Genomic DNA, 21,506 nt, shown 5'->3' on the forward strand with positions numbered 1-21,506 from the left:
TATGGGCTTGTTGTAACGGCCGAATGACAAAATTGAGCACGTGTGCAAAATTATTATGACGATGTCCGCGGCACTTGCAAGCGGCGGTGTTCGGCGAGCATCTTTTATGCTTCAAATTGCGCCTTTCCTGGTCTAGCATCCCACCCATGAGCCTTGAATCCGTCCGCGCCTTCTTCGGCACCCACGCACCCGACATCGAAATCATCGAAACCGCCGAGAGCTCCTCGACGGTGGCGCTTGCCGCCGAAGCCCATGGCGTTGAGCCCGCCCAGATCGCCAAGACGATCTGCCTGCGCGTCGGCGAGCAGATGATGCTGGTCGTTGCCGGCGGTACGGCGCGGCTGGATAATCGCAAGTTCAAGGACACTTTCGGGGCCAAGGGGCGCATGCTCGATGCCGAAGAGGTCATGGCGGTCACCAGCCATCCCGTCGGCGGTGTCTGCCCGTTCGGCCTGCCCTCACCGCTGCCTATTTATTGCGATATTTCGCTGAAACGCTTCGATGAAGTGGTGCCGGCGGCCGGCTCGACCAATTCGGCCGTGCGCATCGCCACAGGAAGGCTGGCCGAGCTGACCGGCGCCAGCTGGGTCGACGTCTGCCAATAAAGCGGCCGAATAACTTCAAACAGAAGAAAGACGACCTATATTCTATCCCGACATGCCGTGATTGTGCATGACAGGAGACCAGGAATGCCGAGTACCGTTTCGCGTTTTGCCAAGATGGCGGCCATTGCCGTACTGACGAGCGCTACCGTTTTTGCCACGATCAGCGATGCCGATGCGCGCCGCGCCGGCGGCTTCGGCGGGTTCGGAAGCCGTGGCACCCGTACTTTCAGCGCGCCTCCGGTTACCCGCACGGCGCCTGCCCCGGCTGCCCCCATTGAACGCTCGATGACGCCGCGCCCGCAAACGACCGCCCCCTATGGCACGCAGCAGCCCGGCTACGCCCAGCAGCGCCCGGGTTTCTTCAATGGCTTCGGCCGGTCGATGATCGGCGGCCTGATCGCCGGCGGCCTTCTCGGCATGCTGCTCGGCCATGGTTTCGGCGGCGGCTTCGGCTTCCTCGGCATGCTGCTGCAGATTGCCTTGATCGGCGGCGCCATCATGTTCGCCATGCGCTATTTCGCCAACCGCCGCCAGCCCTCTTACGGCATCGGCGGCCAGAGCCGGTCCGCCGGCCAGTCCTTCAACATGGCGCCCACGAACAATTCGTCGTTCCAGATTCCGGCGATCGGCTCGGGCGCCGGTTACGGCGGGCAGTCGCGCCGCGATCACCCGAGCGACGAGATCGGGCTGACCCAGTCGGATCTCGACCAGTTCGAGGAGTTGCTGACTAAGGTGCAGACCGCTTACGGCGCCGAAGACTACAGCACGTTGCGCCGGCTAACGACGCCCGAGGCCATGTCCTACCTGGCCGAGGAACTGGGAGAAAACGCCACCAACGGCGTGCGCAATCGTGTCTCCGACGTCAGGCTGCTGCAGGGCGATATTGCCGAGGCCTGGCGCGAGAACGGCCAGGAATATGCGACGCTTGCCATGCGTTATTCCTCCATCGATGCCATGGTCGAACGCGACAGCGGTCGTGTCGTTTCCGGCGACGACCGCCGTCCGAGTGAAAGCATCGAAATCTGGACCTTCGTGCGCAAGCCGGGCGCGGATTGGAAGCTCGCTGCGATTCAGGGCACCGGCCAGCGCGCCGCCTAAAAAACCAGCCGCTATGGATGCCACCAAGCTGACAACCAGCTTGGGCGGCATTTCTAATTCACTGCCACCGGCTTGGAGCGTATGCGGGAGACGGTCTCGCGTTCGGCCCGCTTGCAGCGCATCGGCGGCAGACCGCGATCCATCAGGTCCATGTCTTCCAGTACCATGTCGCCCATCTTCTTGAAGGCGCTGTCGAGCGCTCCGGCCCGGTGCGCCGAGCGGATGAAGCCTTTCAGGCTGCGTACCGGATGATCAGACGGCAGTGGCTCCTCGGGGTAGACGTCGCTCGCCGCAAGGATATGGCCGGACGCCACGGCCGCCATCAGCGCATCGAAATCGACGACGTCGGCGCGGCTGAGCAGGATGAAGGCGGCGCTCCTGCGCATGCTTGCAAAGGCGTCAGCGCCAAGAAAACCCTTGTTTTCACTGGTGACGGCCGCGACGACGAAGACGAAATCGCTCTTCGTCAGCACATCTTCAAGGCTCGCAGGTTCGACGCCGTTTTCCTCGAGGATCGAGCGTGGCAGCCAGGGATCGAACACCCTGATGCGCGCTCTGAAGCCGGAAAGGACCCGGCGCAGCGCCTTGCCGAGATCGCCGAAGCCGACGATGCCGATCTCGGAACCGGCGATCAGCCGCGCACCTGCATTGCCCTCCCCGCCCCAAAGCTCGCTGCCTTCGCGAAAGGCGACGTCCGCATCGATGATCCCGCGCGCCAGTGCGAGCGCAAAGCCGAGCCCGATTTCGGCGACCGGCTCGGCAAAGACCTGGCCTGTCGTCACGACATGGATACCGCGCTCGAAGAGCAGGTCATAGGGCATGTTGTTCAGAAGATTGCTTTCGACGTTGAGGATCGAGCGCAGAGCCGGCATTCTGGCGAGCGTTTCGGCCGAAAGCGGCGGCTGACCGATGATGTAGCGGGCCCGGCCGAGGATTTCGTCGCCGAGACCGGCGATATTCTCCGGATCGGCTTCGACGATCTCGTATTTCGCATGCAGTTCGGTGCGCGCCTTGTCGCTGAAGATCAGGTCGAGCGTGCGCGGCTCGGGCGCGCTGATCGCCAGCGGTCGTTCGGCATTCGTCATGGACATCTCCTCCATCGCGGCGGTAGGCGCCGCCTCGGCTCTTCGATTGATAGCTTCTGTGCGAAACGCTTTCCAGTTCGTGATGCTTCGCTACATCGCGTGGAAGCGGCGATCGCTGTCGAAAGCGGCATTTGCCTATCAGATAAGCAATTGAATCGCCTTGCTATTTCTTAGAGTTTTCGTTGACGACGTAAATTCCTTGAACTAGCCTGCGCGCACGTCTTTGAACCGTGCTCGTGCTGGCCGCCGCCGCATACCGGAGAACTTAAGAGGGGATCGAGCAATGAAATCAGCATTCAAGAGCAGCTTGCTGGCTTTGGCCGCCATCGCGCTTCCTGCCGTCGCCTCCGCCCATCCCGCGATCGGCGAAGCGGCGGGTTTCAGCCATGGCTTTGCCCATCCGATATCCGGCCTCGATCATATTCTCGCCATGGTGATGGTCGGCATTTTCGCCTTTCAGCTCGGCGGCCGCGCCGTATGGCTTGTGCCGACGACCTTCGTTCTGGTGATGGCACTCGGCGGTCTCCTTGGCGTCTCAGGTATCAATGTTCCCTTTGTTGAAACTGGTATCGCGCTTTCAGTCGTCGTGCTTGGCGCCGTTGTGGCGTTCAATGTCAAGGCGCCGCTCGCCGCAGCGGCCGGTATCATCGGCATTTTCGCCATTTTCCACGGTCATGCGCACGGCGCTGAAATGCCGGAAAATGCTGCTGGCGGCGCCTATGCCGCTGGTTTCATGGTCGCCACGGCACTGTTGCACGCCGCTGGCCTCGCGCTTGGCTACGCCGTCGGGCACGCCGGCAAACGTCAAGGCGTGTTGGTGACGCGCACGGCCGGCAGCATTGCTGCCCTCGCCGGCGTCAGCCTCCTGTCCGGCTTGATCTGAGCCTGACGCATCCCAGCCGGCCCCGCAGGGGCGGCCGCACCTGATATCGCAGTCACCAAACGCCCGGTAACACCTTGCCGGGCGTTTTTTCGTCGCCTCGCAAATTGCTACAGACTTGATTTAAGTCAAATCCATCGGCGCCGGGGCAGGCTATATATGGTGCACGATCAACGAACCGACGGGCATCCAAATTGACGCAGGGCCGTCTTGCAGATTGTCGGCCGGGTCCGAAAGTCTGTATAGTAGTTTCAGAAATTTCTGAAATCACAGACGCCACGGAAACGACCATGAATCTTCCGCCTCTTGTCCAGTCCTTTGTTCTCCATTTCGGCGAAATGGGCTCGCGCTGGGGGATCAACCGCACAGTCGGCCAGATCTACGCCCTGCTCTTCGTCTCCCCTGCACCGCTTTGCGCGGAAGAGATCGCCGATTCTCTCGGCATCTCGCGGTCCAACGTATCGATGAGCCTGCGTGAATTGCAGGCCTGGAACCTCGTCCTGCTCAAGCACAAGCCGGATGACCGCCGCGATTTCTTCACCACGCCGGATGATGTCTGGCAGATATTGCGGACGCTCGCCGAGGAGCGAAAGAAGCGGGAAGTCGATCCGACGCTGTCGGTTCTGCGCGAGATCCTGATGCAGCGCCCTGCCAGCGAAGCCGAGCGCTATGCCCAGGAGCGCATGGGCGAGATGCACACGCTGATCGAACAACTGACCCATTGGTATGAAGATGTGAAACAACTTGAAACGGAAAGGCTCGCAACGTTACTCTCGCTTGGCGCGAAAGTGACAAAGCTTCTGGAGGCCAAGGACCGGGTCGTCTCGCTCGGCCGAGCCCGCCGGCCGAATCCTGCGAACAAGAGTTAGCGCCATGGGCACTGCTTTCTTCGACGCGACAAACGAAGTGGAAATCCGGCCGCGCAATTGCGAGCCGCTATCGCCGCACGCCGACGCGGGAAAAGGCCAGTTGCGCAATGCGGCGATGCTGCAGGCGCTGGCCGCCGCCTTCTGGATCCCGCAGGCGGGATTGCTGGCCGTGTCGGTCGATCGTATTGCCGATGGCGGCGGGCTGCACGACGTGCTTTGGCTGGCCTTCGGCATCCTCGCCCTTGGATTGATAAGAAGCTGTCTGGAGGCGGCTGGAGGCCGTCTGGCCTTCCGCGCCGCACGCACGGAACTCACTCGCAAGCGCCAACTCGCTGTCGCTGCCCTTTCCCAATCGTCGCCGACCGACCGCGGCCGGCCGGCATCAGGCAAAGCCGCAAGCGTCATCGGCGAACAGGCCGAACTCATCGTGCCCTATCTCGCGCGCTTCCAGCCGGCACGCATCAAGGCGAGCCTTGTGCCGTTCGTCATCCTTGTCTTTATCATGCCGGTCTCCTGGGTCGCCGCTCTGGTCCTGCTGCTTGCCGCGCCGCTGATCCCCATCTTCATGGCGCTGATCGGTTGGCGCGCCCAAGCGGCAAGCGAAAGACAGCTTGTCGCAACCGGCGGTCTCAACGGCTTCCTGCTCGATCGGCTGCGCGGACTGACGACGATCCGCGCGCTCGACGCAGTCGATGCAACGGCCGGGCGGCTGCGTCACGAGGCGGAATTGCTGCGCGCGCGCACCATGTCCGTGCTGAAAATCGCCTTTCTGTCCTCGGCTGTGCTCGAGCTTTTCGCAGCACTCGGCGTAGCGATGATAGCCGTCTATGTCGGCTTCAGCCTGCTCGGCGAAATCCGCTTCGGAACCTGGTCAGGCGGGCTCGATCTGCAAGAAGGCTTGTTCATCCTGCTGCTCGCGCCCGCCTTCTTCGAGCCGCTGCGCGAACTCTCGGCCGTCTGGCATGACCGGGCGGCCGGTGAAGCGGCGCTGAAAGCCCTGGATGCGCTTGCTGCCGATGCTTTGCCGATCCCCGGGGCGGCTGAGGCAGTGTTAACCGCTGGCGGCGAGGCTCCTGACATCTACCTCGAAAATCTTGCCTTCCGTTACGGCGCCGACGAGCCGCTTGTCCTCGACGGCTTCAACCTAAAAATCGCTGCCGGTGAACATCTGGCGCTGCTCGGCGCCAGCGGTTGCGGCAAGTCGACGCTTCTTTCGCTGATATCAGGGCTGGCGCCATGTGGCGGCAGCATAGTCATCGGCGGCATCGAGCTTCGGGATGAAACTGCCGCCAGCCTAAGGGGTGCGATGGCATGGATCGGCCAGAAGCCGCATATCTTTGCCGGCACCGTCGCGGCCAACATTGCGCTCGGAAGGCCCGGCATCTCACGCGGCAATGTGGCGGACGCGCTCGATGCCGCCAGCCTCGGAAAGGTGGCCGAGGCCTATGGCAGCCGGCCGCTCGGAGAAGGCGGGATCGGGCTTTCCGGCGGCGAGGCGCTGCGGCTTGCGATCGCGCGCGCGGCCTGCAATCCGCATCTGAAGATCATTCTGGCCGACGAGCCGACCGCCCATCTCGACGCCGCCACCGCGGCTGATGTGGCAGAGAGCCTGCTTGCGCTCGCACGGGGCCGTACCCTCGTCGTTGCGACACACGATCCGCAGCTTGCCGCTCGCATGCAGCGAACTGTCCGCGTCGACGCCGCTTTCGTCATGAGGGAGGCGGCCGAATGAGTTTCCTTGTTGCAGACATCAGACCGATCCTCATTCTGTTCTTTGCCGAGCGCCGGCGCGCGCTGCTGCTCGGTGCTGCGCTTTCGGCAGCGACGGTGACGGCGGGCATTGCACTGCTGGGCCTGTCCGGTTGGTTCATCACAGCCACCTCGCTTGCCGGCCTTTCGGCCGCGGCTGCCATGACCTTCGACGTCTTTGCGCCGGCTGCCGCCATTCGCCTGCTCGCCATCATCAGGACAGCGGCTCGCTACGGTGAAAGACTTGCCACCCATGAGGCGACGCTCGGTGTGCTCGCCGCGATCCGCGAGAGGCTGTTTCGCGGCTTTGCCGAACCGGGTGCCGCCCGGGCTCTCTTGCGCCGCCCCGCGCGGTTGCTCTTCCGGCTGACGGCCGATATCGATGCGCTCGATTCCCTTTATCTCCGCATTCTCGTGCCGGCCGCCGTCGCAATCGGCGCAGCACTGGCTGCGATCGTGGTGCTGGGGCTGATGCATCCCTTGTTCGGCCTATCCTTCGGCCTCTTTCTCGCCGGCGCCGGCCTCGGCCTGCCATGGATCGGCGGCCGCGCGGCGCGCAAGCATGCCCGCCGGCGCGCCCATGGCATCGAGGCACTGCGCTCGCGGATGATCGATCTCGTCGCCGGCCAGACCGACCTGCTGATGGCCGGCCGGCTTGAGGCCCAGAGGAGCGCGATTGCTGCTGCCGACAGCTATGCCGCTCATGCCGATGACGGGCTGAATCGCGTCGAAACCGGTCTGATCTTCGGCTTCGGCCTCGTCTCGGCCTTGCTGCTGACGGCTTCGTTGCTTGCCGTGGCGGCGCTTGGAGAGACGAAGGCGATCACCGCGCCTGTCGCGGCCCTCGGCCTGCTCGTCGCCTTGGCGGCCGTCGAACCCTTCGCGGCGCTGCGTCGCGGCGCCCTGGAACTCGGCCGGACGCTGCTGGCAGCGAGACGCATCTCGCCAAGGCTTGCCGCCGCGGCGGCAACGGAGCCATTGGCGCTACCGATGCCCGGATATGCCTTTGCACTTGCTGGCGCGTCCGCCTTCCATGAAAATTCCGCGGTGCCTGCTCTTGAGAGCATCAAGCTCGCGCTACGGCAGGGCGAACGGCTGGCAGTCATCGGCGCGAGCGGCGCGGGCAAATCAAGCCTGCTGGCTCTGCTTTCCGGCGAATTGCCGGCGAGGTCGGGAAGCGTCGCCGCAGTGACGGCGACCCTGCTGACGCAACGGACGGAACTCTTCGAGGATAGTCTGCGCGGCAATCTGCTTCTTGCCGATCCGGATGCGAGCAAGGCCCATCTGCACGATGCGCTTGCCGCCGCCGGCCTGCTGGCCGATGTCGATGCCATGCCGCAAGGGCTTGAGACGCGGCTCGGCGAAGGCGGCCTCGGCCTTTCCGGCGGCCAATCGCGCCGGCTGGCGCTTGCCCGACTTTTCCTGCGCGATACGCCGCTCTGGCTGCTAGACGAGCCGACCGAAGGCCTCGACGGCGCCACCGCCCGCGATGTGCTCCAGCGCCTGTCGGCGATGGCAGCGGGCCGCTCGCTTGTCATCGCGACCCATATCCGCCGCGAGGCCGCGATTGCAGACTGCGTCGCGGTCATCGAAGGCGGCCGCATTTCAGAGATTTCGCGCCGCGGAGAGGCGGCGTTCGAAAAGGCGCTCGACCGGCTTCGGCCGGATTGAGCCAGACCCGCATGCCCTCAGGCGCCAGCCGGCGCTGAGGAACGCTCCGTACCCCGTGGGACCGTGGGAGAAAGACAATGGAATTAGACATCGTCGCGCTATCGCGCTTCCAATTCGCGCTGACGGCGCTTTACCACTTCCTGTTCGTGCCGCTGACGCTCGGCCTGTCCGTGCTGCTGGCAATCATGGAAACCGTCTATGTCATGACCGGCCGCCAGATCTGGCGGCAGATGACGAAATTCTGGGGCACGCTGTTCGGCATCAATTTCGTGCTCGGCGTGGCCACCGGTATCGTCATGGAATTCCAGTTCGGCATGAACTGGAGCTATTACAGTTACTATGTCGGCGACATCTTCGGCGCGCCGCTCGCGATCGAGGGCCTGATGGCCTTCTTCCTCGAGGCGACCTTCGTCGGACTGTTCTTCTTCGGCTGGGACAAGCTGTCGAAGGTCGGCCACCTCGTCGCCACATGGGCGGTGGCGCTCGGCTCGAATTTCTCCGCACTCTGGATCCTCATCGCCAACGGCTGGATGCAGAACCCGGTGGGATCGGCGCTCAATCCGCAGACGATGCGCATGGAGATCACAAGCTTCTTCGACGTCGTCTTCAACCCGGTCGCCCAGGCGAAATTCGTCCATACGGTGTCGGCGGGTTACGTCTGCGCTTCGATCTTCGTGCTCGGCGTCTCGGCCTGGTATGTGATCAAGGGCCGGCACATCGAACTGGCCAAGCGCTCGATGACGGTGGCGGCATCCTTCGGCCTCGCCTCGGCGCTGTCAGTCGTCGTGCTTGGCGACGAGAGCGGTTATCTCGCGACCGAGAACCAGAAGATGAAGCTTGCCGCCATCGAAGGCATGTGGAAGACCGAGCCGGCTCCGGCCGCCTTCACCGCCTTCGGTTTCCCCGACCAGGATGCGCGTGAAACACATTTCGCCGTGCATATCCCCTGGGTCATGGGCCTGATCGGCACGCGGTCGCTGACAACAGAGATTCCCGGTATCGACAAGCTCGAACAGCAGGCCGAAACCCGCATCCGCGACGGCATCAAGGCTTACGATGCGCTGATGCAGATCCGCGCCGCACCCGCCCAGGATCAGGTGGCCCAGGAAGTGCGCAGCTCTTTCGAGGATCTCGGCCATGATCTCGGTTACGCGCTTCTTCTGAAGCGCTACGTCGACGATCCGCGTCAGGCGACCGACGCGCAAATCGCTCAGGCGGCGCGCGATACCATCCCGCACGTGCCGACGCTCTTCTGGTCCTTCCGCATCATGGTCGGCCTCGGCATCTTCTTCATCCTGCTGACATCAACCTTTTTCTGGCTGTCGGCGCGGCGCCACCTCGACAAGTATCCGCTGCTTCTGAGGATTGGCGTTCTAGCGATTCCCCTCCCCTGGGTCGCCATCGAGCTTGGCTGGGTGGTCGCCGAATTTGGCCGCCAGCCCTGGGTGATCGAAGGCGTGCTGCCGACGGCGGCGGCCGTCTCCAGCCTCGGCGCAGGCACCGTGCTTTTGACGATCATCGGTTTTGCCGCGCTTTACACGGTGCTGATCGTCATCGAGATGAGGCTGATGATCAAGGCGATCCGCCAGGGACCGGAGCCGGACGACGAGCCGGAAGCCGTCCTGATTTCCGAAACCCTCGTCCCGGCCGCGGAGTGACCTGCCATGATCCTTCACGAACTCATCGATTATGAAACCCTGCGCGTCATCTGGTGGCTGCTGCTCGGCGTGCTGCTGATCGCCTTTGCGACGACAGGTGGCTTCGACCTTGGCGTCGGCACGCTGCTGCCTTTCGTCGCCAGGACCGATACGGAACGGCGCGTGGCGATCAACACGATCGGCGCCACCTGGGAAGGCAACCAGGTCTGGCTGATCCTCGGTGGCGGCGCCATCTTCGCCGCATGGCCGCCGCTTTATGCAGTCTCCTTCTCGGGCTTTTATCTCGCGATGTTTGCGATCCTCCTAGCGCTCGTTCTTCGTCCGGTGGGTTTCAAGTATCGGTCAAAGCGGGACAGTTCGCGCTGGCGCAACGGCTGGGACTGGGCGCTCTTCATCGGCGGCTTCGTGCCGGCGCTGATCTTCGGCGTTGCCGTCGGCAACGTGCTGCAAGGCGTGCCTTTTCGGTTTGCTGATGATATGCGCATCTTCTACGAAGGCTCGTTCTTCGCCTTGCTCAACCCCTATGCATTGCTTTGCGGCCTGCTCTCCGTCGCCATGCTGACGATGCATGGTGCGGCCTGGCTGGTCTTGAAGGCGAGCGGACCGGTTGCGGAACGGGCCAGGAATTATGGCAGCATCGCCGCCCTTTCCGCCATCGTGCTCTTTGCCCTCGGCGGTCTTTTCCTGTGGATCGGCGTCGGCGGCTATCGCATCACCAGCGATATCAGCCCGATTGGGCCGTCCAACCCGCTGCTGAAGACCGTGGCGAGCGAGAAAGGAGCGTGGCTTGGCAATTACGACGCCCATTCGTGGATGATCATTGCGCCCGTCCTAGGCTTTGCCGGCGCGGCATTGGCCTTCATCGCCATGCGGGCAAGGCGCGAGGTGATGACGCTGCTCTTCAGCAAAGTCGCGATCTTTGGCATCATTTCGACGGTCGGTCTCTCGATGTTCCCGTTCATCCTGCCCTCCTCGCTCGATCCGCGATCGAGCCTGACGGTCTGGGATGCATCCTCCAGCCATATGACGCTGTTCATCATGCTCGTGGTGTCGGTAATTTTCCTGCCGATCATCTTTGCCTACACCGCCTGGGTCTACAAGGTTTTGTGGGGCAAGGTCGACGAGAAGTCCGTCACCGACAAGAACAGTCACGCTTACTGAGGGAGACGAAACGATGTGGTATTTCGCATGGATCCTCGGCCTGCCGTTGGCAGCCGCCTTCGCCGTCCTCAACGCCATGTGGTACGAGCTGATGGACGATGCCGCCAGAAAGAAGGCGTCAGAGGCGCAGAAGTAGACATGGAAAGGGGCGCGGTCCGAAGCCGCGCCCCTCCCCTCGTTCATCAGCCTTCCAGCCACTTCACCTGATCGGGCGTCAGCTTGATGTCGAGAGCCGAGAGGCTGTCCTCCAATTCGGCAATCGTGCGCGGCCCGATCAATGGAATGACGGGGAAAGGCTGGGCGATGACATAGGCGAGCGCGATATGGATCGGGCTGCGGCCGAGCTTGCCAGCAAGCTCGATGGCGCGGTCGCGGCGTCCGAAATTGCGCTCGGAATACCAGACGCGAACGATCTCCTCATCATCCTTCTTGTCGCGGCCGGCGCGGTCGGTAAAGAAGCCGCGGCCCTGGCTGGACCAGGCGAAATTCGGAATCTGCTTCTCGTTCAGCCACGTCTTCCAATCGTCGTCGGAGGCGGCGACGCAGCCGGCCCAGATCGGATCGAGCATCTCGGCGAGCGAGAAATTGTTGGAAAGCGCTGCCGGCGCCGCCTTGCCGGTCTTGTCGGCGTAGGCGATCGCCTCGTCGAAACGCGCCCGCGTCCAGTTCGAACCGCCGAAGATGCCGCGGATACGGCCGCGTTTGACCTCGGCATCCATGGCATCCACGAACTCGCCGACGGGTATATCGGTGTTGTCGCGATGCATGAAATAGATGTCGACATAGTCGGTCTTCAGCCGGGCGAGCGACTGGTCGAGCTGCTTTGCGATCATGTCCGGGTAGCAGAGCGGCGAGTGCGCGCCCTTGCCGATCAGCACGATCTCCTCGCGCGGCACCTTGCGGCTGGTGTGCCAGTCGCCGAAGATTGCCTCCGTTTTGCCGCCGCCATAGACAAAGGCCGTGTCGAAGGCGTTGCCGCCCGCCTCGTAGAAAGCATCGAGCGTCAGCGAGGCGGCGGCGAAGTTCGGGAAGAACTCGAAGCCGAGGGTCACGACCGAAGCGGGCTTCGAGATGCCTGGAATCTGTCGCTGCGGAATGCTGTTGCCGCGCGTGACCGCGCCGCCTGATATATTGGACGTGCGTTTGATGGCCTTCTCGACGCCATATTCGAGACCGACCGAGGCCCGCCACTGGTCGAGCACGCGCAGGTTTGCGATCGAATCGGTCCAGCTCATGCCGGGAGTGCTGAACTCGGTCCTGCCGGCCCGGATCGCATCGCCCGCGGCATCCGCCTCGAAGGAATAGAGCCAGCGCTCTTCCCGGACTTCGATCGTTTCTCGGCTGCCGCCCTTGAAGACTTCAATCTTGCCGACGCCGCCCTTGTGGCCGGAGGCGAACCAGAAGTCAGCGACCTCGATCCGGCCCTCGGAGCCGATGATGCGCAGCACATTGTCCTGCTGCGCCATGATCGAGCAGGAGACTTCGGCGATGATCTCGTTCGGGAACTTGAGCACGGCCGACGCCCATTCGTCGACGCCGCTCTCTCCAAGATGGGCGACGCCCGACACCTTTTCCGGTTCGAGGAAGGCCTTGCCCTCCGCGGCGCCGGCGATCAATCGTGCCATAGAAACAGGATAACCGCCGACGTCGAGAATGCCGCCGCCGGCAGTATCATTGGCGAAAAGCCGATGCTCCGGCTTATAGCTGCCCATGTTGAAGCCAAAACTCGAGCGGATGATGCGGATTGTGCCGATGACGCCGCTCTTGATGAGCTGAACCAGCTTTTCCGTCTGCGGATGCACCCGGTACATGAAAGCTTCGCCCGCAAAGACCCCGGCTTTCTTGGCTTCGTAGTAAACGGCTTCGGCATCATAGGCCGAAAGCGCGATCGGCTTTTCCACAAGGATGTGCTTGCCGGCGCGCGCCGCCTTGATCGCCCATTCGGCATGGCCGGTATGGGGCACGGAAATATAGACGGCATCGACCTCGGGGTCGGAAAGCAGCGCCTCGTAACCATCGACGATGCGGGCGCCTGGGAAGTTTTCGGCAAGTCCTGGCTTGGAAGGATTGCGGGTGGCAATTGCGACCAGTTTGCCGGTGCGCGAATGGGCAACGCCATCGGCAAAGGTGCGAGCGATGGTGCCGGGGCCGATGATGCCCCAGCGGATCGGTTGATCGGAAGTCATGGAAATCCTCTTTCGTCTTTCTGCCTTGGGATTGGTTCAGCGGAGCCGTTTGCCGGCGCCGTCGAAAAGGAATGTGCGGTTGGCGGGAAGGCCGACGGTCAGCGTCTCTCGATTGCCTGATGTGCGCGATTCAGGCCGCTCGATGATCAGTTGTTCGTCGCCGACGGCGGCATAGATGTAGCTGGTATTGCCGAGGTGTTCGGCGACATCGATGGCAACGGTAAGATCGGTATCGCCAGCACTCCCATCGACGAAATGTTCGGGCCGGATGCCGAGGGTCACTTTCGCGCCGGTTTCGATGGGATCGGCGATGCACAGCGGCAGGCGCGTCTCCGGATTGCTCTCCAGCGCGATAACCGCCCGGCCCGGCCGCGCCTCGACGACCGCGGCTTTCAGGAAATTCATCTTCGGCGAGCCGACGAAGCCAGCGACGAACTGGTTGGCCGGGTCGTCATAGAGGTCGAGCGGTGCGCCGATCTGCTCGATATTGCCGGCGCGCAGCACGACGATGCGGTCGGCAAGCGTCATTGCCTCGGTCTGGTCGTGGGTGACATAGATCATCGTCGTGCCGAGCTGTTTGTGCAGCCTTGAGATCTCGACGCGCATCTGCACGCGCAGCTCGGCATCGAGGTTCGATAGCGGTTCGTCGAACAGGAAGACTTCGGGCTCTCGAACGATGGCACGGCCGATGGCAACGCGCTGGCGTTGGCCGCCGGAAAGCTGCTTCGGCCGCCGTTTCATCAGTTCGGTGATCTGCAGGATATCGGCGACATGGCTCACGCGCCGCTCGGTATCGGCCTTCGGGTTGCCGTTCATGCGCAAGCCGAAACTCAAGTTCTCCTCGACCGTCAGATGCGGATAGAGCGCATAGGACTGGAAGACCATGGCGATGCCGCGATCTGCCGGCTCGACGTCGTTGACGACCTTGCCTCCGATCCGAAGCTCGCCCGATGTAATATCCTCGAGGCCGGCGATCATCCTCAGCAGCGTGGACTTGCCGCAGCCGGAAGGGCCGACGAAGACGACGAATTCGCCGTCCTTCACCTCCAGATTGGCGCCATGGATGATCTCAAAGCCGCCGAAGCGTTTGACGATGTTGGTAAGTGAAAGCTCTGCCATCCGGCTTCCCCGATTACTTGCCCGATTACTTGATTGCGCCGGCCGCGATGCCGGCGATGAAATGGCGCTGGAGCGCCACGAAGACGACGAGGATCGGCGCAGTCAGCAGCACCGCGCCGGCCATGATGCCACCCCAGGACACTTTGGTGAGGCCGATCAGCGTTCCCAATGCCACCGGCGCCGTCATCATCCCCGGTCTGGAATTGATGAGCAGCGGCCAGAGGTAATTGTTCCACGAATGCAGGAAGAGAATGATCGCCAATGCCGCCATGGTCGGGCGCGCCAGCGGAAGGGCGATGCGCAGGAATATCTGCCATTCCTTGACGCCCTCGACGCGGGCCGCATCGAAGAGCTCGCCCGGCATCATCGAGAAGGACTGTCGCATGAACAAGACGCCGAGCGAATTGAAAAGCGGCGGCACGATCAGTGCCACCCAGGTGTTCGCCAGCTTGAACTCGCGCGCCACCATGATGAATTGCGGTATGACCACCACGGAGAAGGGCAGCGTGATCGTGCCGAGGATGATGGCGATGACAACGGACCGGCCGACAAAACGGTAACGCGCCAGCGCCCAGCCGGCCATCGAGGTCAGCATCACCGAGAGCACGGTATAGATAAGCGCCACGCCGATAGAGATTACCATCGCGCCGATGAAATCGGTATCTGCCTGCAGGTTCTTGAAATTCTCGACGAAATTGGTCGAAGGCCACAGCACGATCTCGGGATTGAAGATGCCGTTGTCGGGCATTGTCGAGAAGACGAACATCATCCACAGCGGAAACAGCCAGATCAGCGCCAGCGGCGCCAGTGCGGCGTGCAGCGCGATCTGACGGACGAGAAGGGATTGCGACTTGGATCTCATTTCGGGTCCCTCCCGATCCAGAGATTGAAAAAGGAGATCACCACGGCGAGAGCTGCCATCGTATAGGCGATCGCCGAGGCATAACCGAAGTTCAGCGAGGTGAAACCCTGGCGGTAGAGGAAGAGGCCGAGTGTCTCGGTGCCGCCGCCCGGACCACCACGATTGGTGATGAGGAAGGGTTCGGTAAAGAGCTGCATCGTGCCGATCACCGAGAGCACGACGCAGAAGAGGATGATCGGCTTCAAGAGCGGCAGGGTGATGTGGAAGAATTGCTGTGTCTTGCTCACCCGGTCGAGCGTCGCGGCCTCGTAGACATCGTCGGGGATGGCCTGCAGGCCGGCCAGGATGATGATGGCGTTATAGCCGGCCCAGCGCCATGTGACGGCGAGGATGATCACCGCCATCGCGGCATTGGCGTTGTCGAACCAGGAGATCGGGCTGAAGCCGACCGCTGAAATCATCTTGTTGATGATGCCGAAATCAAGGCTGAACATCAGCCGGAACACGGCTGCGTAGGCGACCTCGCCGACGACGACGGGGGCAAAGAAGGCGAAACGGAAAAGCGGGCGCGCTTTCAGAAGCGGCGAATTGAGCAGCACGGCCATGACGGTCGCCAGCGCGATCATCACAGGCACCTGGATCACCAGGATGATCAGCGTGTTGTAGAGAGCGTTATAGAAGGCAGGGTCGTAGAAGAGCCGGCCCCAATTGGCCTGGAAACTGTATTTCCACGGATTGATGCGCGTGTTCTGAAAGGAAATCAGGAACGAGTCGATGATCGGCCAGACCCAGAAGGTGGCGAAAACAAGCAGATAGGGGGCGAGGAACGCATAGGCGCTCCGGGTTCTGAACGGCATCGAGCCTCCTCCTCACGAACGAATGAATGACGGGCCGCGCTGCAGGCGGGTGAAATGCCGGGCGTGGAAGCGCCCGGCATCGTCATTCATTGCGCGATCGGAAGTCCGGTTGCGGAAGCGATCTGCTTGGCGGCATCGTCGAGAGCCGCCTTCGCATCGGGATAGCCGCCGGCGAAGAATTTCGCCTGCGTTGCCTTGAAGATGCCTTCGGCATCACTTTGGAAGGCGGTGCCGCGGCTCGGCACGATCTTCGGCAGGGTCGCAAGAATGTCGGCCCAGACCTTCTGGCCGCCCCAATAGGGCTGCGGCTCGTTGACGAAAGGATCCTTCTCGGCAGACAGCAGCGACGGCACCAGACCGAATTCCTTCAGCATAGTGACCTGACCCTCGTTCGTGCCGAGGGCGTAATTGACGAATTTCCAGGCGGCTTCCTTGTTGGCGGAGGTCGCTGAAATGGCGAGCGACGAGCCGCCGAGATTGGCGGCATGCGGGCCGTCGGCCGTCAGGCTCGGCATTCTGTAGACCCCCCACTTGCCCTTGAGATCGGGTGAGGTCGAGCGCACCGTGCCTTCATACCAGCCGCCATAGAGCTGGCTTGCGGCCTTGCCGGCGGTGTTGGCCTGAATCTTCTCGTCCCAGTTGGCTGCGGTCAGCGTGCCTGCATCCTTCATCTCCTTCACCTTCTGCAGCGCGGCGACGCAGGCCGGCTGGTTGATGGTGATGTTCTGGCCGTCGGTCGAGAAATAACCGCAGCCCTGTTCATTGGCGATCATGCGGAACCATTCGCTGTCGCCGTTGAAATCGGCCTGTGCCATGACGACGCCGGGATTGGCGGCAGAAATCTTCTTGCCGGCGGCGATGAAATCGTCCCAGGTGCTGATCGTGCTCGGATCGACGCCGGCCTTTTCGTACATGTCGCGGCGGTAGAAGACGGCGACGGGACCGGAATCCCACGGCATGGCATAGGCGACATCGCCGACCTCAAGTTCGGTGCGCTTGAAGTCGGGGAACTTCGCCTGGATATCGGCCGTGTAGCCGAGCTCCTTCAGATTGGCGAAGCAATCCGGAAAACGGCTCCAGAAGATTTCAGCCTCGAAATTTTCGATGCTGACAATGTCGGGCAAGCCGTCGCCGCCGGCAGCGCAGGCTGCGAGCGTCTTGTCGAAAACCTGGCTGTTTCCAAGATCTTCGACGGTGACCTTGATATCGGGAAATTGTTTGTTGAAGCCGGGAAGCGTGGATTTCAACGCCGATGCGGCGACATTCCAGCTCCAGATTGTGAGATTGGCCGACTCAGCGAAGGCCGAGCCGGAAGCAAGCAGTGCGACAGCTGCGGTCGCAGCGAGAAGTTTGAAGCGCATTGAAAATCCTCCCTTTTCAATTGCCGATCTTTCACGAACGCGGTTAGACTATCCGCAAGGGAGCGGCTGTCTCCTAAAAAGGGAATATGGATTTGGCGGAAAGTAAGGTCGGCACGCGCGCAATCTATCAGCCCGGCGCTAGCAGCATCGAGGGTTCGCCGACGGCACTGCAGATGTTTCACGCGCACCCGCCTGTCATGGCCATGCCGCACTGGCACGCGCAGGTCGAGATCAACTATGTCATGCGCGGAAGTGTGCATTACCGCATGAACGATCACGCGTTTCGGCTGAACGCCGGTGATATGTGCCTGTTTTGGGGTGGGCAGCCGCATCAGATGGACGAATCGTCAGATGATTCGCTCTATGCCGGTGCTCACCTGCCGCTTGTCTATTTCTTCCGGCTGCGCCTGCCGATCAGCATTTCCAGTCGTCTTATGAAAGGTGAGACGTTGCTGACCTCGGCAACGGACGCTGCTGATAACGAAAACTTCGCTCGCTGGTTTCGCTATGCCAATTCCGGTGATTCCGCCAAGGCCCAGCATGCCGTGGACGAATTGCTGCTGCGCATCGAGCGTATCGCATTCGAACCCTATTCGATGACGACATCGAAGACGACCGCCAGCCTGGACGGCGATCAGCTGCATCCCAACTCCTCGCGAAGCGTCGCGCGCATGTGCGATTTCATCGCCGCCAATTTCCTCCAGGACATCGATTCGGTCGATATCGCTCGCGCCGCGGATCTGCATCCGAAATATGCCATGAATCTTTTCAAGCGATCGACAGGCATGACGCTCAGTAAATATGTGACGCTGCTCAGGCTCTCTCGCGCCCAGGCAATGCTGATGAGCGAAGGCGCCAATGTTCTGCAGGTGGCGATGGACAGCGGTTTCGGCTCGATCAGCGCCTTCAACAAATCCTTCCGCCACATCGCCGGCATGTCGCCATCCGATTTCCGTCGCGACATCCGCCTGGTGACGACGATGCCCGCCGGCGCCTTCCGCAACTAACGCATGTTTCGCCTCGGTGACCGTCATCGGCGGCTCCAAACGCTGAGCTACCTCTCGGCGAACTCTATCTGGATGCCATCGGGATCACGAACGAAGGCGACTTTGTGCAGAACCTCGGTGTTGATTGCCAGACGCGGCCGCTCCTTGATCTCGACGCCGGCCTTTTCCAGACGAGCGAAGGTCCCCTCGACATTTTCGAACAGGAAGGTCAGGTGGCGCAGGCCGGCCGCACCGTCCGGCACGTCGACCGCCCTCGCCGCGCCTTCTGCCGGCGCGAAAATTTCCAGCATGCCGCCGCCGGCACCGAGAAAGGCGATCTCGGCGCCATCGGCCATCCTCTTGCGCAGATGCAGGCGCAGGCCGAGCAGACTGCAGTAAAAATCGACGGAGCGGTCCATGTCACTGACCGTCATGCCGACATGTTCGAAGGATTTCAGCATGGGTGCTTCTCTCGGTTCGGATTGCAAAAGGTCTAGGGATTTCAAGGAGGATCGAAGGGCGTTGACGGCAGCAGATGAGGCAGTCGGTTGTGCTCTGTGGACGTCGCCGCTACGGTCAGAGTCAAAACGGGGTCAGAACCATATGCATATTCGAAGGGCGGTATCCGCCGACGCGGAGGAGCTGTGCAGTCTCCTGAACGTAATCATTCTGGCCGGCGGAACAACCGCGCTCGAGACGCCGTTGACGGCTGCGGAATTCGCGGATTGGTTCATCGATGGCGAGTTTTCCCTTCTCTGTCATGTCGCGGAGCATGATCGGTCGCTTGCCGGCTTCCAGTCGTTGAGCCTCTATGGCGATCCGCCGAAAGGTTATGCCGATATCGCAACATTTGCCCGCATGAACCCCAAAATTTCCGGGGTCGGCAGTGCCCTTTTTCCGGCGACTCTGGCAGCAGCCGAGGAACTCGGGCTTGAATTCATCAATGCGACCATTCGTGCCGACAATGTCGGCGGTCTTGCCTATTACACAAAGATGGGCTTCCAGCCCTATGACCGGCTTATCCAGGTTCCGCTTTTGGACGGAACGCCGGTCGATCGGATCAAGAAGCGTTTCAGAGTAGATGCCAAGCGCCGCCGGGCATCCACCGTTTGACCTTCGAGGTCGGAATTGTTCAGAGGCCGCCAGCCCCGCGCTGTTCTTCCGGGAGCCAGGAGCGATAGAGCGGATGATCGGCGGCAATCGGCATCGGCGTCGGCCGGCCGGTGCGCTGGGAGAAATAAGCGGCCGTCACCAGCTCCAGCGAATTGCGGGCATCCTGCAACGTCACCGGCGGTTCCGTGTCCTCGACGATCGCCCTGTGGAAAAGCTCGAACTGGCGGGTATAACCATCCTCGCCCGGCACATAGGCGGCGAGCGCCGCATCGACCCGCGCCTGGTGCTCTTCGGTTCCGGCGGTAAAGACCCAGGGATCGCGGCCCATCGTATAGGGTTCGAGGATGCTCTCGGCGACGAGATCGCTGAAGCAGAAACGCAGCCGTGAGATTTCCTTGCGCGAGCCGAGCGTCATCGACAGCGTCGCCAGCGAGCCATTCTGCATTCTCACCGAGAGGGCGGCCGTATCCTCGACCTCGATCGGATTGACCAGCGTCGCCCCATAGGAAAATACTTCGGCGCAGGGACCGTGCACATAATTCAGCATGTCATGGGCATGGATCGCGTGGCCGAGAAGGCCGCCGCCGAGTTCGCTCGCCCATTTGCCGCGCCACGGCACGGCGTAATAATCCGGCCCGCGCCACCAATGGGTCTCGATCGTCGTCAGGAACGGCTTGCCGGCAAGGCCCTGCTCGATCAGCAGTTTCAGCTTCTGCAGGCCGGAGCCGTAGCGATACTGAAAGATCGGCATCAGCTTCCTGCCCGGGAAGCGGGCGAGGATGCGGCCCATCTCATCGACTTCGGCAATCGAGCCGAAGAGCGGCTTCTCGCAAATCACATGCTTGCCGGATTCGATTCCCTTGCGGCAGAGTTCGAAATGCGAGCTCGGTGGCGTCGAAATGTCGATGATGTCGAGATCGTTCCGGGCAAACAGCGAATCCGCATCCTGCGTATATTCCGCAATGGCGAATTCGTCGCACAGCGCCCGGCCGCGATCCTCGTCCAGCGAGCAAAGGACGGGAACCTCGAAAAGATCTTTGTTCCAGCCGAAGCCCGTCAGGTGCCGCGCGGCAATACCCGCGCCGATAACGCCGACGCGTAATTTTCTGGCCATGATATCCTCCTCAGCGAGCGCCGATACGCGCGGCTTTCGTCTGGGCTTCGAGCGAAAGCCGGCAGACTTCGAAAACGTGATCCTGCGTCATCGCCGTTTGCGTGCGGTTTGCGACATCGGCGGTGAACGCGTCGAAATAATCGAGCTTCTCGCTGCCGCAATCGATATGGGTCATCTCTTTGCCGTTGACGAGGAAGAGGTGATCCTTGCCCGGCCGGCCGGCGATATCGATATATTTGCGCAGCTCGATATAACCCTCCGTACCGAGGATGGTGAGACGGCCGTCGCCCCAGGTCGGCAGCGCCTCCGGGGTGAACCAGTCGACTCTGATATAGCCGGCCGCCTTGTCGGAGCGCAGCAGCACCTCCCCGAAATCCTGGAAGGCGGGTTTGTCGGGCATGCCGAAATTACCGATCGAGCTGGCGATGACTTCGCCCGAGGTCGAGCCGGTATAGAACAGGAACTGATCGACCTGGTGCGAGGCGATGTCGACGATGATGCCGCCGAAATATTCCGGATCGAAGAACCAATCGGGTCGGGTCGGCAGCTGCAGCCGGTGCGGACCGACGCCGAGCGTCTGAATGACCTTGCCGATCGCACCTTCCTTAACCAGCTTGCCGGCCTTGACGGCGGAGCGCACACAATGGCGCTCGGAAAAGCAGATGGAGAAGATCTTGCCGGTCTCGGCAACGGTGCGCTTAACCTCCTCGAGCTGGGCAAAGGTCGTCACACCCGGCTTGTCGGTCATCACGTCCTTGCCCGCTTTCATCGCGCGGATGGCGAGTCCGGCCCGGTCACGCGGAATGGCGGAAATGCAGATGACATCAATCGAGGGATCGTCGAACAGTTTCTCCCGGTCGATCTGCGGCGCATCGGGATAGGTCTTCTCGAAGGCTTCCCGCAATGCCGGCACGGAGGTCTGCGGGCAATAGCCAACGAACTCGCCGCCTGCGGCGAGCAGTCCCTTCACGTGATCGAACGTATGCCCATGGTCGATTCCGACGACGGCAAATCTCAACATCGCTGTAATATCCTCCCGGGATTTTCGTGCGGCCGGCTGGTGCCGGCATCCTCCATATCGGCCAAAACAGATAACGAAAGCAGGCTCCTGTCAAGGCAAGCTGGGGGGTGA

Annotated in this window: 20 protein-coding genes; 11 read left to right on the forward strand and 9 right to left on the reverse strand. The window is 62.0% G+C overall.

The genetic code is table 11. The features are described from left to right. Positions 1-146: 146 nt before the first annotated feature. Together PH551_RS19085 and PH551_RS19090 are read left to right on the forward strand one after the other, a co-directional pair. On the forward strand, positions 147-605 hold the full coding sequence (locus PH551_RS19085) for a YbaK/EbsC family protein (RefSeq protein ID WP_085781564.1): 459 nt from the start codon (positions 147-149) through the stop codon (positions 603-605). A gap of 84 nt (positions 606-689) precedes the next feature. Then, complete coding sequence (locus tag PH551_RS19090; protein WP_085781565.1) at positions 690-1,703, forward strand: Tim44 domain-containing protein; 1,014 nt, start codon at positions 690-692, stop codon at positions 1,701-1,703. Positions 1,704-1,756: 53 nt separating this feature from the next. Here PH551_RS19090 and PH551_RS19095 read toward each other — a convergent pair whose 3' ends face one another. Continuing rightward, a complete protein-coding gene (locus PH551_RS19095; protein WP_285194402.1) occupies positions 1,757-2,788 on the reverse strand; it encodes a hydroxyacid dehydrogenase in 1,032 nt (343 codons plus the stop codon). A 283-nt stretch (positions 2,789-3,071) separates the two neighbouring features. Here PH551_RS19095 and PH551_RS19100 point away from each other — a divergent pair, with 283 nt between their 5' ends. From PH551_RS19100 to cydX, 7 genes are all read left to right on the forward strand, one after another. Continuing rightward, the gene (locus PH551_RS19100) at positions 3,072-3,671 is read left to right on the forward strand and encodes a HupE/UreJ family protein (RefSeq protein WP_285194404.1); all 600 of its coding nucleotides are present in this window, start codon (positions 3,072-3,074) and stop codon (positions 3,669-3,671) included. 287 nt (positions 3,672-3,958) lie between these two features. Next, complete coding sequence (locus tag PH551_RS19105) at positions 3,959-4,537, forward strand: GbsR/MarR family transcriptional regulator (protein WP_085781568.1); 579 nt, start codon at positions 3,959-3,961, stop codon at positions 4,535-4,537. 4 nt (positions 4,538-4,541) lie between these two features. Beyond that, positions 4,542-6,269, forward strand: a complete 1,728-nt coding sequence (cydD, locus tag PH551_RS19110; protein WP_285194406.1) for a thiol reductant ABC exporter subunit CydD — start codon at positions 4,542-4,544, stop codon at positions 6,267-6,269. Further along, positions 6,266-7,957, forward strand: a complete 1,692-nt coding sequence (locus tag PH551_RS19115; protein ID WP_285194408.1) for an amino acid ABC transporter ATP-binding/permease protein — start codon at positions 6,266-6,268, stop codon at positions 7,955-7,957. The genes cydD and PH551_RS19115 overlap by 4 nt, the downstream gene beginning before the upstream one ends. A 77-nt stretch (positions 7,958-8,034) precedes the next feature. Beyond that, positions 8,035-9,615 carry a cytochrome ubiquinol oxidase subunit I gene (locus PH551_RS19120; protein WP_285194410.1) on the forward strand — a complete coding sequence of 527 codons (1,581 nt, stop codon included), beginning with the start codon at positions 8,035-8,037 and terminating at the stop codon, positions 9,613-9,615. Positions 9,616-9,621: 6 nt separating this feature from the next. After that, the gene (gene cydB, locus PH551_RS19125) at positions 9,622-10,776 is read left to right on the forward strand and encodes a cytochrome d ubiquinol oxidase subunit II (RefSeq protein WP_285194412.1); all 1,155 of its coding nucleotides are present in this window, start codon (positions 9,622-9,624) and stop codon (positions 10,774-10,776) included. Between the two features lie 13 nt (positions 10,777-10,789). Beyond that, a complete protein-coding gene (cydX, locus tag PH551_RS19130; RefSeq protein ID WP_085781573.1) occupies positions 10,790-10,912 on the forward strand; it encodes a cytochrome bd-I oxidase subunit CydX in 123 nt (40 codons plus the stop codon). A 46-nt stretch (positions 10,913-10,958) separates the two neighbouring features. On the opposite strand, the gene PH551_RS19135 is transcribed toward cydX, so the two are convergent. From PH551_RS19135 to PH551_RS19155, 5 genes are all read right to left on the reverse strand, one after another. After that, the gene (locus PH551_RS19135; RefSeq protein WP_285194413.1) at positions 10,959-12,962 is read right to left on the reverse strand and encodes an aldo/keto reductase; all 2,004 of its coding nucleotides are present in this window, start codon (positions 12,960-12,962) and stop codon (positions 10,959-10,961) included. A gap of 36 nt (positions 12,963-12,998) precedes the next feature. Further along, positions 12,999-14,081, reverse strand: a complete 1,083-nt coding sequence (locus tag PH551_RS19140; protein WP_285194414.1) for an ABC transporter ATP-binding protein — start codon at positions 14,079-14,081, stop codon at positions 12,999-13,001. 25 nt (positions 14,082-14,106) lie between these two features. Continuing rightward, positions 14,107-14,943: a carbohydrate ABC transporter permease gene (locus PH551_RS19145; protein ID WP_085781576.1), complete on the reverse strand. Its 837-nt coding sequence runs from the start codon at positions 14,941-14,943 to the stop codon at positions 14,107-14,109. Next, entirely contained in the window at positions 14,940-15,800 is an 861-nt protein-coding gene (locus tag PH551_RS19150; RefSeq protein WP_085781577.1) for a carbohydrate ABC transporter permease, read from the reverse strand. The genes PH551_RS19145 and PH551_RS19150 overlap by 4 nt, the downstream gene beginning before the upstream one ends. An 86-nt stretch (positions 15,801-15,886) precedes the next feature. Further along, a complete protein-coding gene (locus PH551_RS19155) occupies positions 15,887-17,161 on the reverse strand; it encodes an extracellular solute-binding protein (RefSeq protein ID WP_097599593.1) in 1,275 nt (424 codons plus the stop codon). 86 nt (positions 17,162-17,247) lie between these two features. Here PH551_RS19155 and PH551_RS19160 point away from each other — a divergent pair, with 86 nt between their 5' ends. Then, on the forward strand, positions 17,248-18,168 hold the full coding sequence (locus PH551_RS19160) for a helix-turn-helix domain-containing protein (RefSeq protein WP_183698295.1): 921 nt from the start codon (positions 17,248-17,250) through the stop codon (positions 18,166-18,168). Positions 18,169-18,215: 47 nt separating this feature from the next. Here PH551_RS19160 and PH551_RS19165 read toward each other — a convergent pair whose 3' ends face one another. Then, positions 18,216-18,608 (reverse strand): VOC family protein, encoded by a 393-nt coding sequence (locus PH551_RS19165; protein WP_285194416.1) that lies wholly within the window; start codon positions 18,606-18,608, stop codon positions 18,216-18,218. 142 nt (positions 18,609-18,750) lie between these two features. On the opposite strand from PH551_RS19165, the gene PH551_RS19170 reads away from it, so the two are divergent. Then, positions 18,751-19,260 carry a GNAT family N-acetyltransferase gene (locus PH551_RS19170; RefSeq protein ID WP_285194418.1) on the forward strand — a complete coding sequence of 170 codons (510 nt, stop codon included), beginning with the start codon at positions 18,751-18,753 and terminating at the stop codon, positions 19,258-19,260. 19 nt (positions 19,261-19,279) lie between these two features. On the opposite strand, the gene PH551_RS19175 is transcribed toward PH551_RS19170, so the two are convergent. Together PH551_RS19175 and PH551_RS19180 are read right to left on the reverse strand one after the other, a co-directional pair. Then, positions 19,280-20,374, reverse strand: coding sequence for a Gfo/Idh/MocA family protein (locus PH551_RS19175; protein ID WP_285194419.1), 1,095 nt, complete (start codon positions 20,372-20,374; stop codon positions 19,280-19,282). Positions 20,375-20,384: 10 nt separating this feature from the next. Further along, complete coding sequence (locus PH551_RS19180; RefSeq protein WP_285194420.1) at positions 20,385-21,395, reverse strand: Gfo/Idh/MocA family protein; 1,011 nt, start codon at positions 21,393-21,395, stop codon at positions 20,385-20,387. Positions 21,396-21,506 lie beyond the last annotated feature (111 nt).

The organism is Rhizobium atlanticum (assembly GCF_030182485.1).
In the GTDB taxonomy this organism is placed as follows: Bacteria; Pseudomonadota; Alphaproteobacteria; order Rhizobiales; family Rhizobiaceae; genus Rhizobium.

What these genes read in the sequence shown, in the direction of transcription:
- PH551_RS19085 (WP_085781564.1), top strand. Translation starts at nt 147, where the DNA reads ATGAGCCTTGAATCCGTCCGCGCCTTCTTCGGCACCCACGCACCCGAC.
- PH551_RS19090 (WP_085781565.1), top strand. Translation starts at nt 690, where the DNA reads ATGCCGAGTACCGTTTCGCGTTTTGCCAAGATGGCGGCCATTGCCGTA.
- PH551_RS19095 (WP_285194402.1), bottom strand. Translation starts at nt 2,788, where the DNA reads ATGACGAATGCCGAACGACCGCTGGCGATCAGCGCGCCCGAGCCGCGC.
- PH551_RS19100 (WP_285194404.1), top strand. Translation starts at nt 3,072, where the DNA reads ATGAAATCAGCATTCAAGAGCAGCTTGCTGGCTTTGGCCGCCATCGCG.
- PH551_RS19105 (WP_085781568.1), top strand. Translation starts at nt 3,959, where the DNA reads ATGAATCTTCCGCCTCTTGTCCAGTCCTTTGTTCTCCATTTCGGCGAA.
- cydD (WP_285194406.1), top strand. Translation starts at nt 4,542, where the DNA reads ATGGGCACTGCTTTCTTCGACGCGACAAACGAAGTGGAAATCCGGCCG.
- PH551_RS19115 (WP_285194408.1), top strand. Translation starts at nt 6,266, where the DNA reads ATGAGTTTCCTTGTTGCAGACATCAGACCGATCCTCATTCTGTTCTTT.
- PH551_RS19120 (WP_285194410.1), top strand. Translation starts at nt 8,035, where the DNA reads ATGGAATTAGACATCGTCGCGCTATCGCGCTTCCAATTCGCGCTGACG.
- cydB (WP_285194412.1), top strand. Translation starts at nt 9,622, where the DNA reads ATGATCCTTCACGAACTCATCGATTATGAAACCCTGCGCGTCATCTGG.
- cydX (WP_085781573.1), top strand. Translation starts at nt 10,790, where the DNA reads ATGTGGTATTTCGCATGGATCCTCGGCCTGCCGTTGGCAGCCGCCTTC.
- PH551_RS19135 (WP_285194413.1), bottom strand. Translation starts at nt 12,962, where the DNA reads ATGACTTCCGATCAACCGATCCGCTGGGGCATCATCGGCCCCGGCACC.
- PH551_RS19140 (WP_285194414.1), bottom strand. Translation starts at nt 14,081, where the DNA reads ATGGCAGAGCTTTCACTTACCAACATCGTCAAACGCTTCGGCGGCTTT.
- PH551_RS19145 (WP_085781576.1), bottom strand. Translation starts at nt 14,943, where the DNA reads ATGAGATCCAAGTCGCAATCCCTTCTCGTCCGTCAGATCGCGCTGCAC.
- PH551_RS19150 (WP_085781577.1), bottom strand. Translation starts at nt 15,800, where the DNA reads ATGCCGTTCAGAACCCGGAGCGCCTATGCGTTCCTCGCCCCCTATCTG.
- PH551_RS19155 (WP_097599593.1), bottom strand. Translation starts at nt 17,161, where the DNA reads ATGCGCTTCAAACTTCTCGCTGCGACCGCAGCTGTCGCACTGCTTGCT.
- PH551_RS19160 (WP_183698295.1), top strand. Translation starts at nt 17,248, where the DNA reads ATGGATTTGGCGGAAAGTAAGGTCGGCACGCGCGCAATCTATCAGCCC.
- PH551_RS19165 (WP_285194416.1), bottom strand. Translation starts at nt 18,608, where the DNA reads ATGCTGAAATCCTTCGAACATGTCGGCATGACGGTCAGTGACATGGAC.
- PH551_RS19170 (WP_285194418.1), top strand. Translation starts at nt 18,751, where the DNA reads ATGCATATTCGAAGGGCGGTATCCGCCGACGCGGAGGAGCTGTGCAGT.
- PH551_RS19175 (WP_285194419.1), bottom strand. Translation starts at nt 20,374, where the DNA reads ATGGCCAGAAAATTACGCGTCGGCGTTATCGGCGCGGGTATTGCCGCG.
- PH551_RS19180 (WP_285194420.1), bottom strand. Translation starts at nt 21,395, where the DNA reads ATGTTGAGATTTGCCGTCGTCGGAATCGACCATGGGCATACGTTCGAT.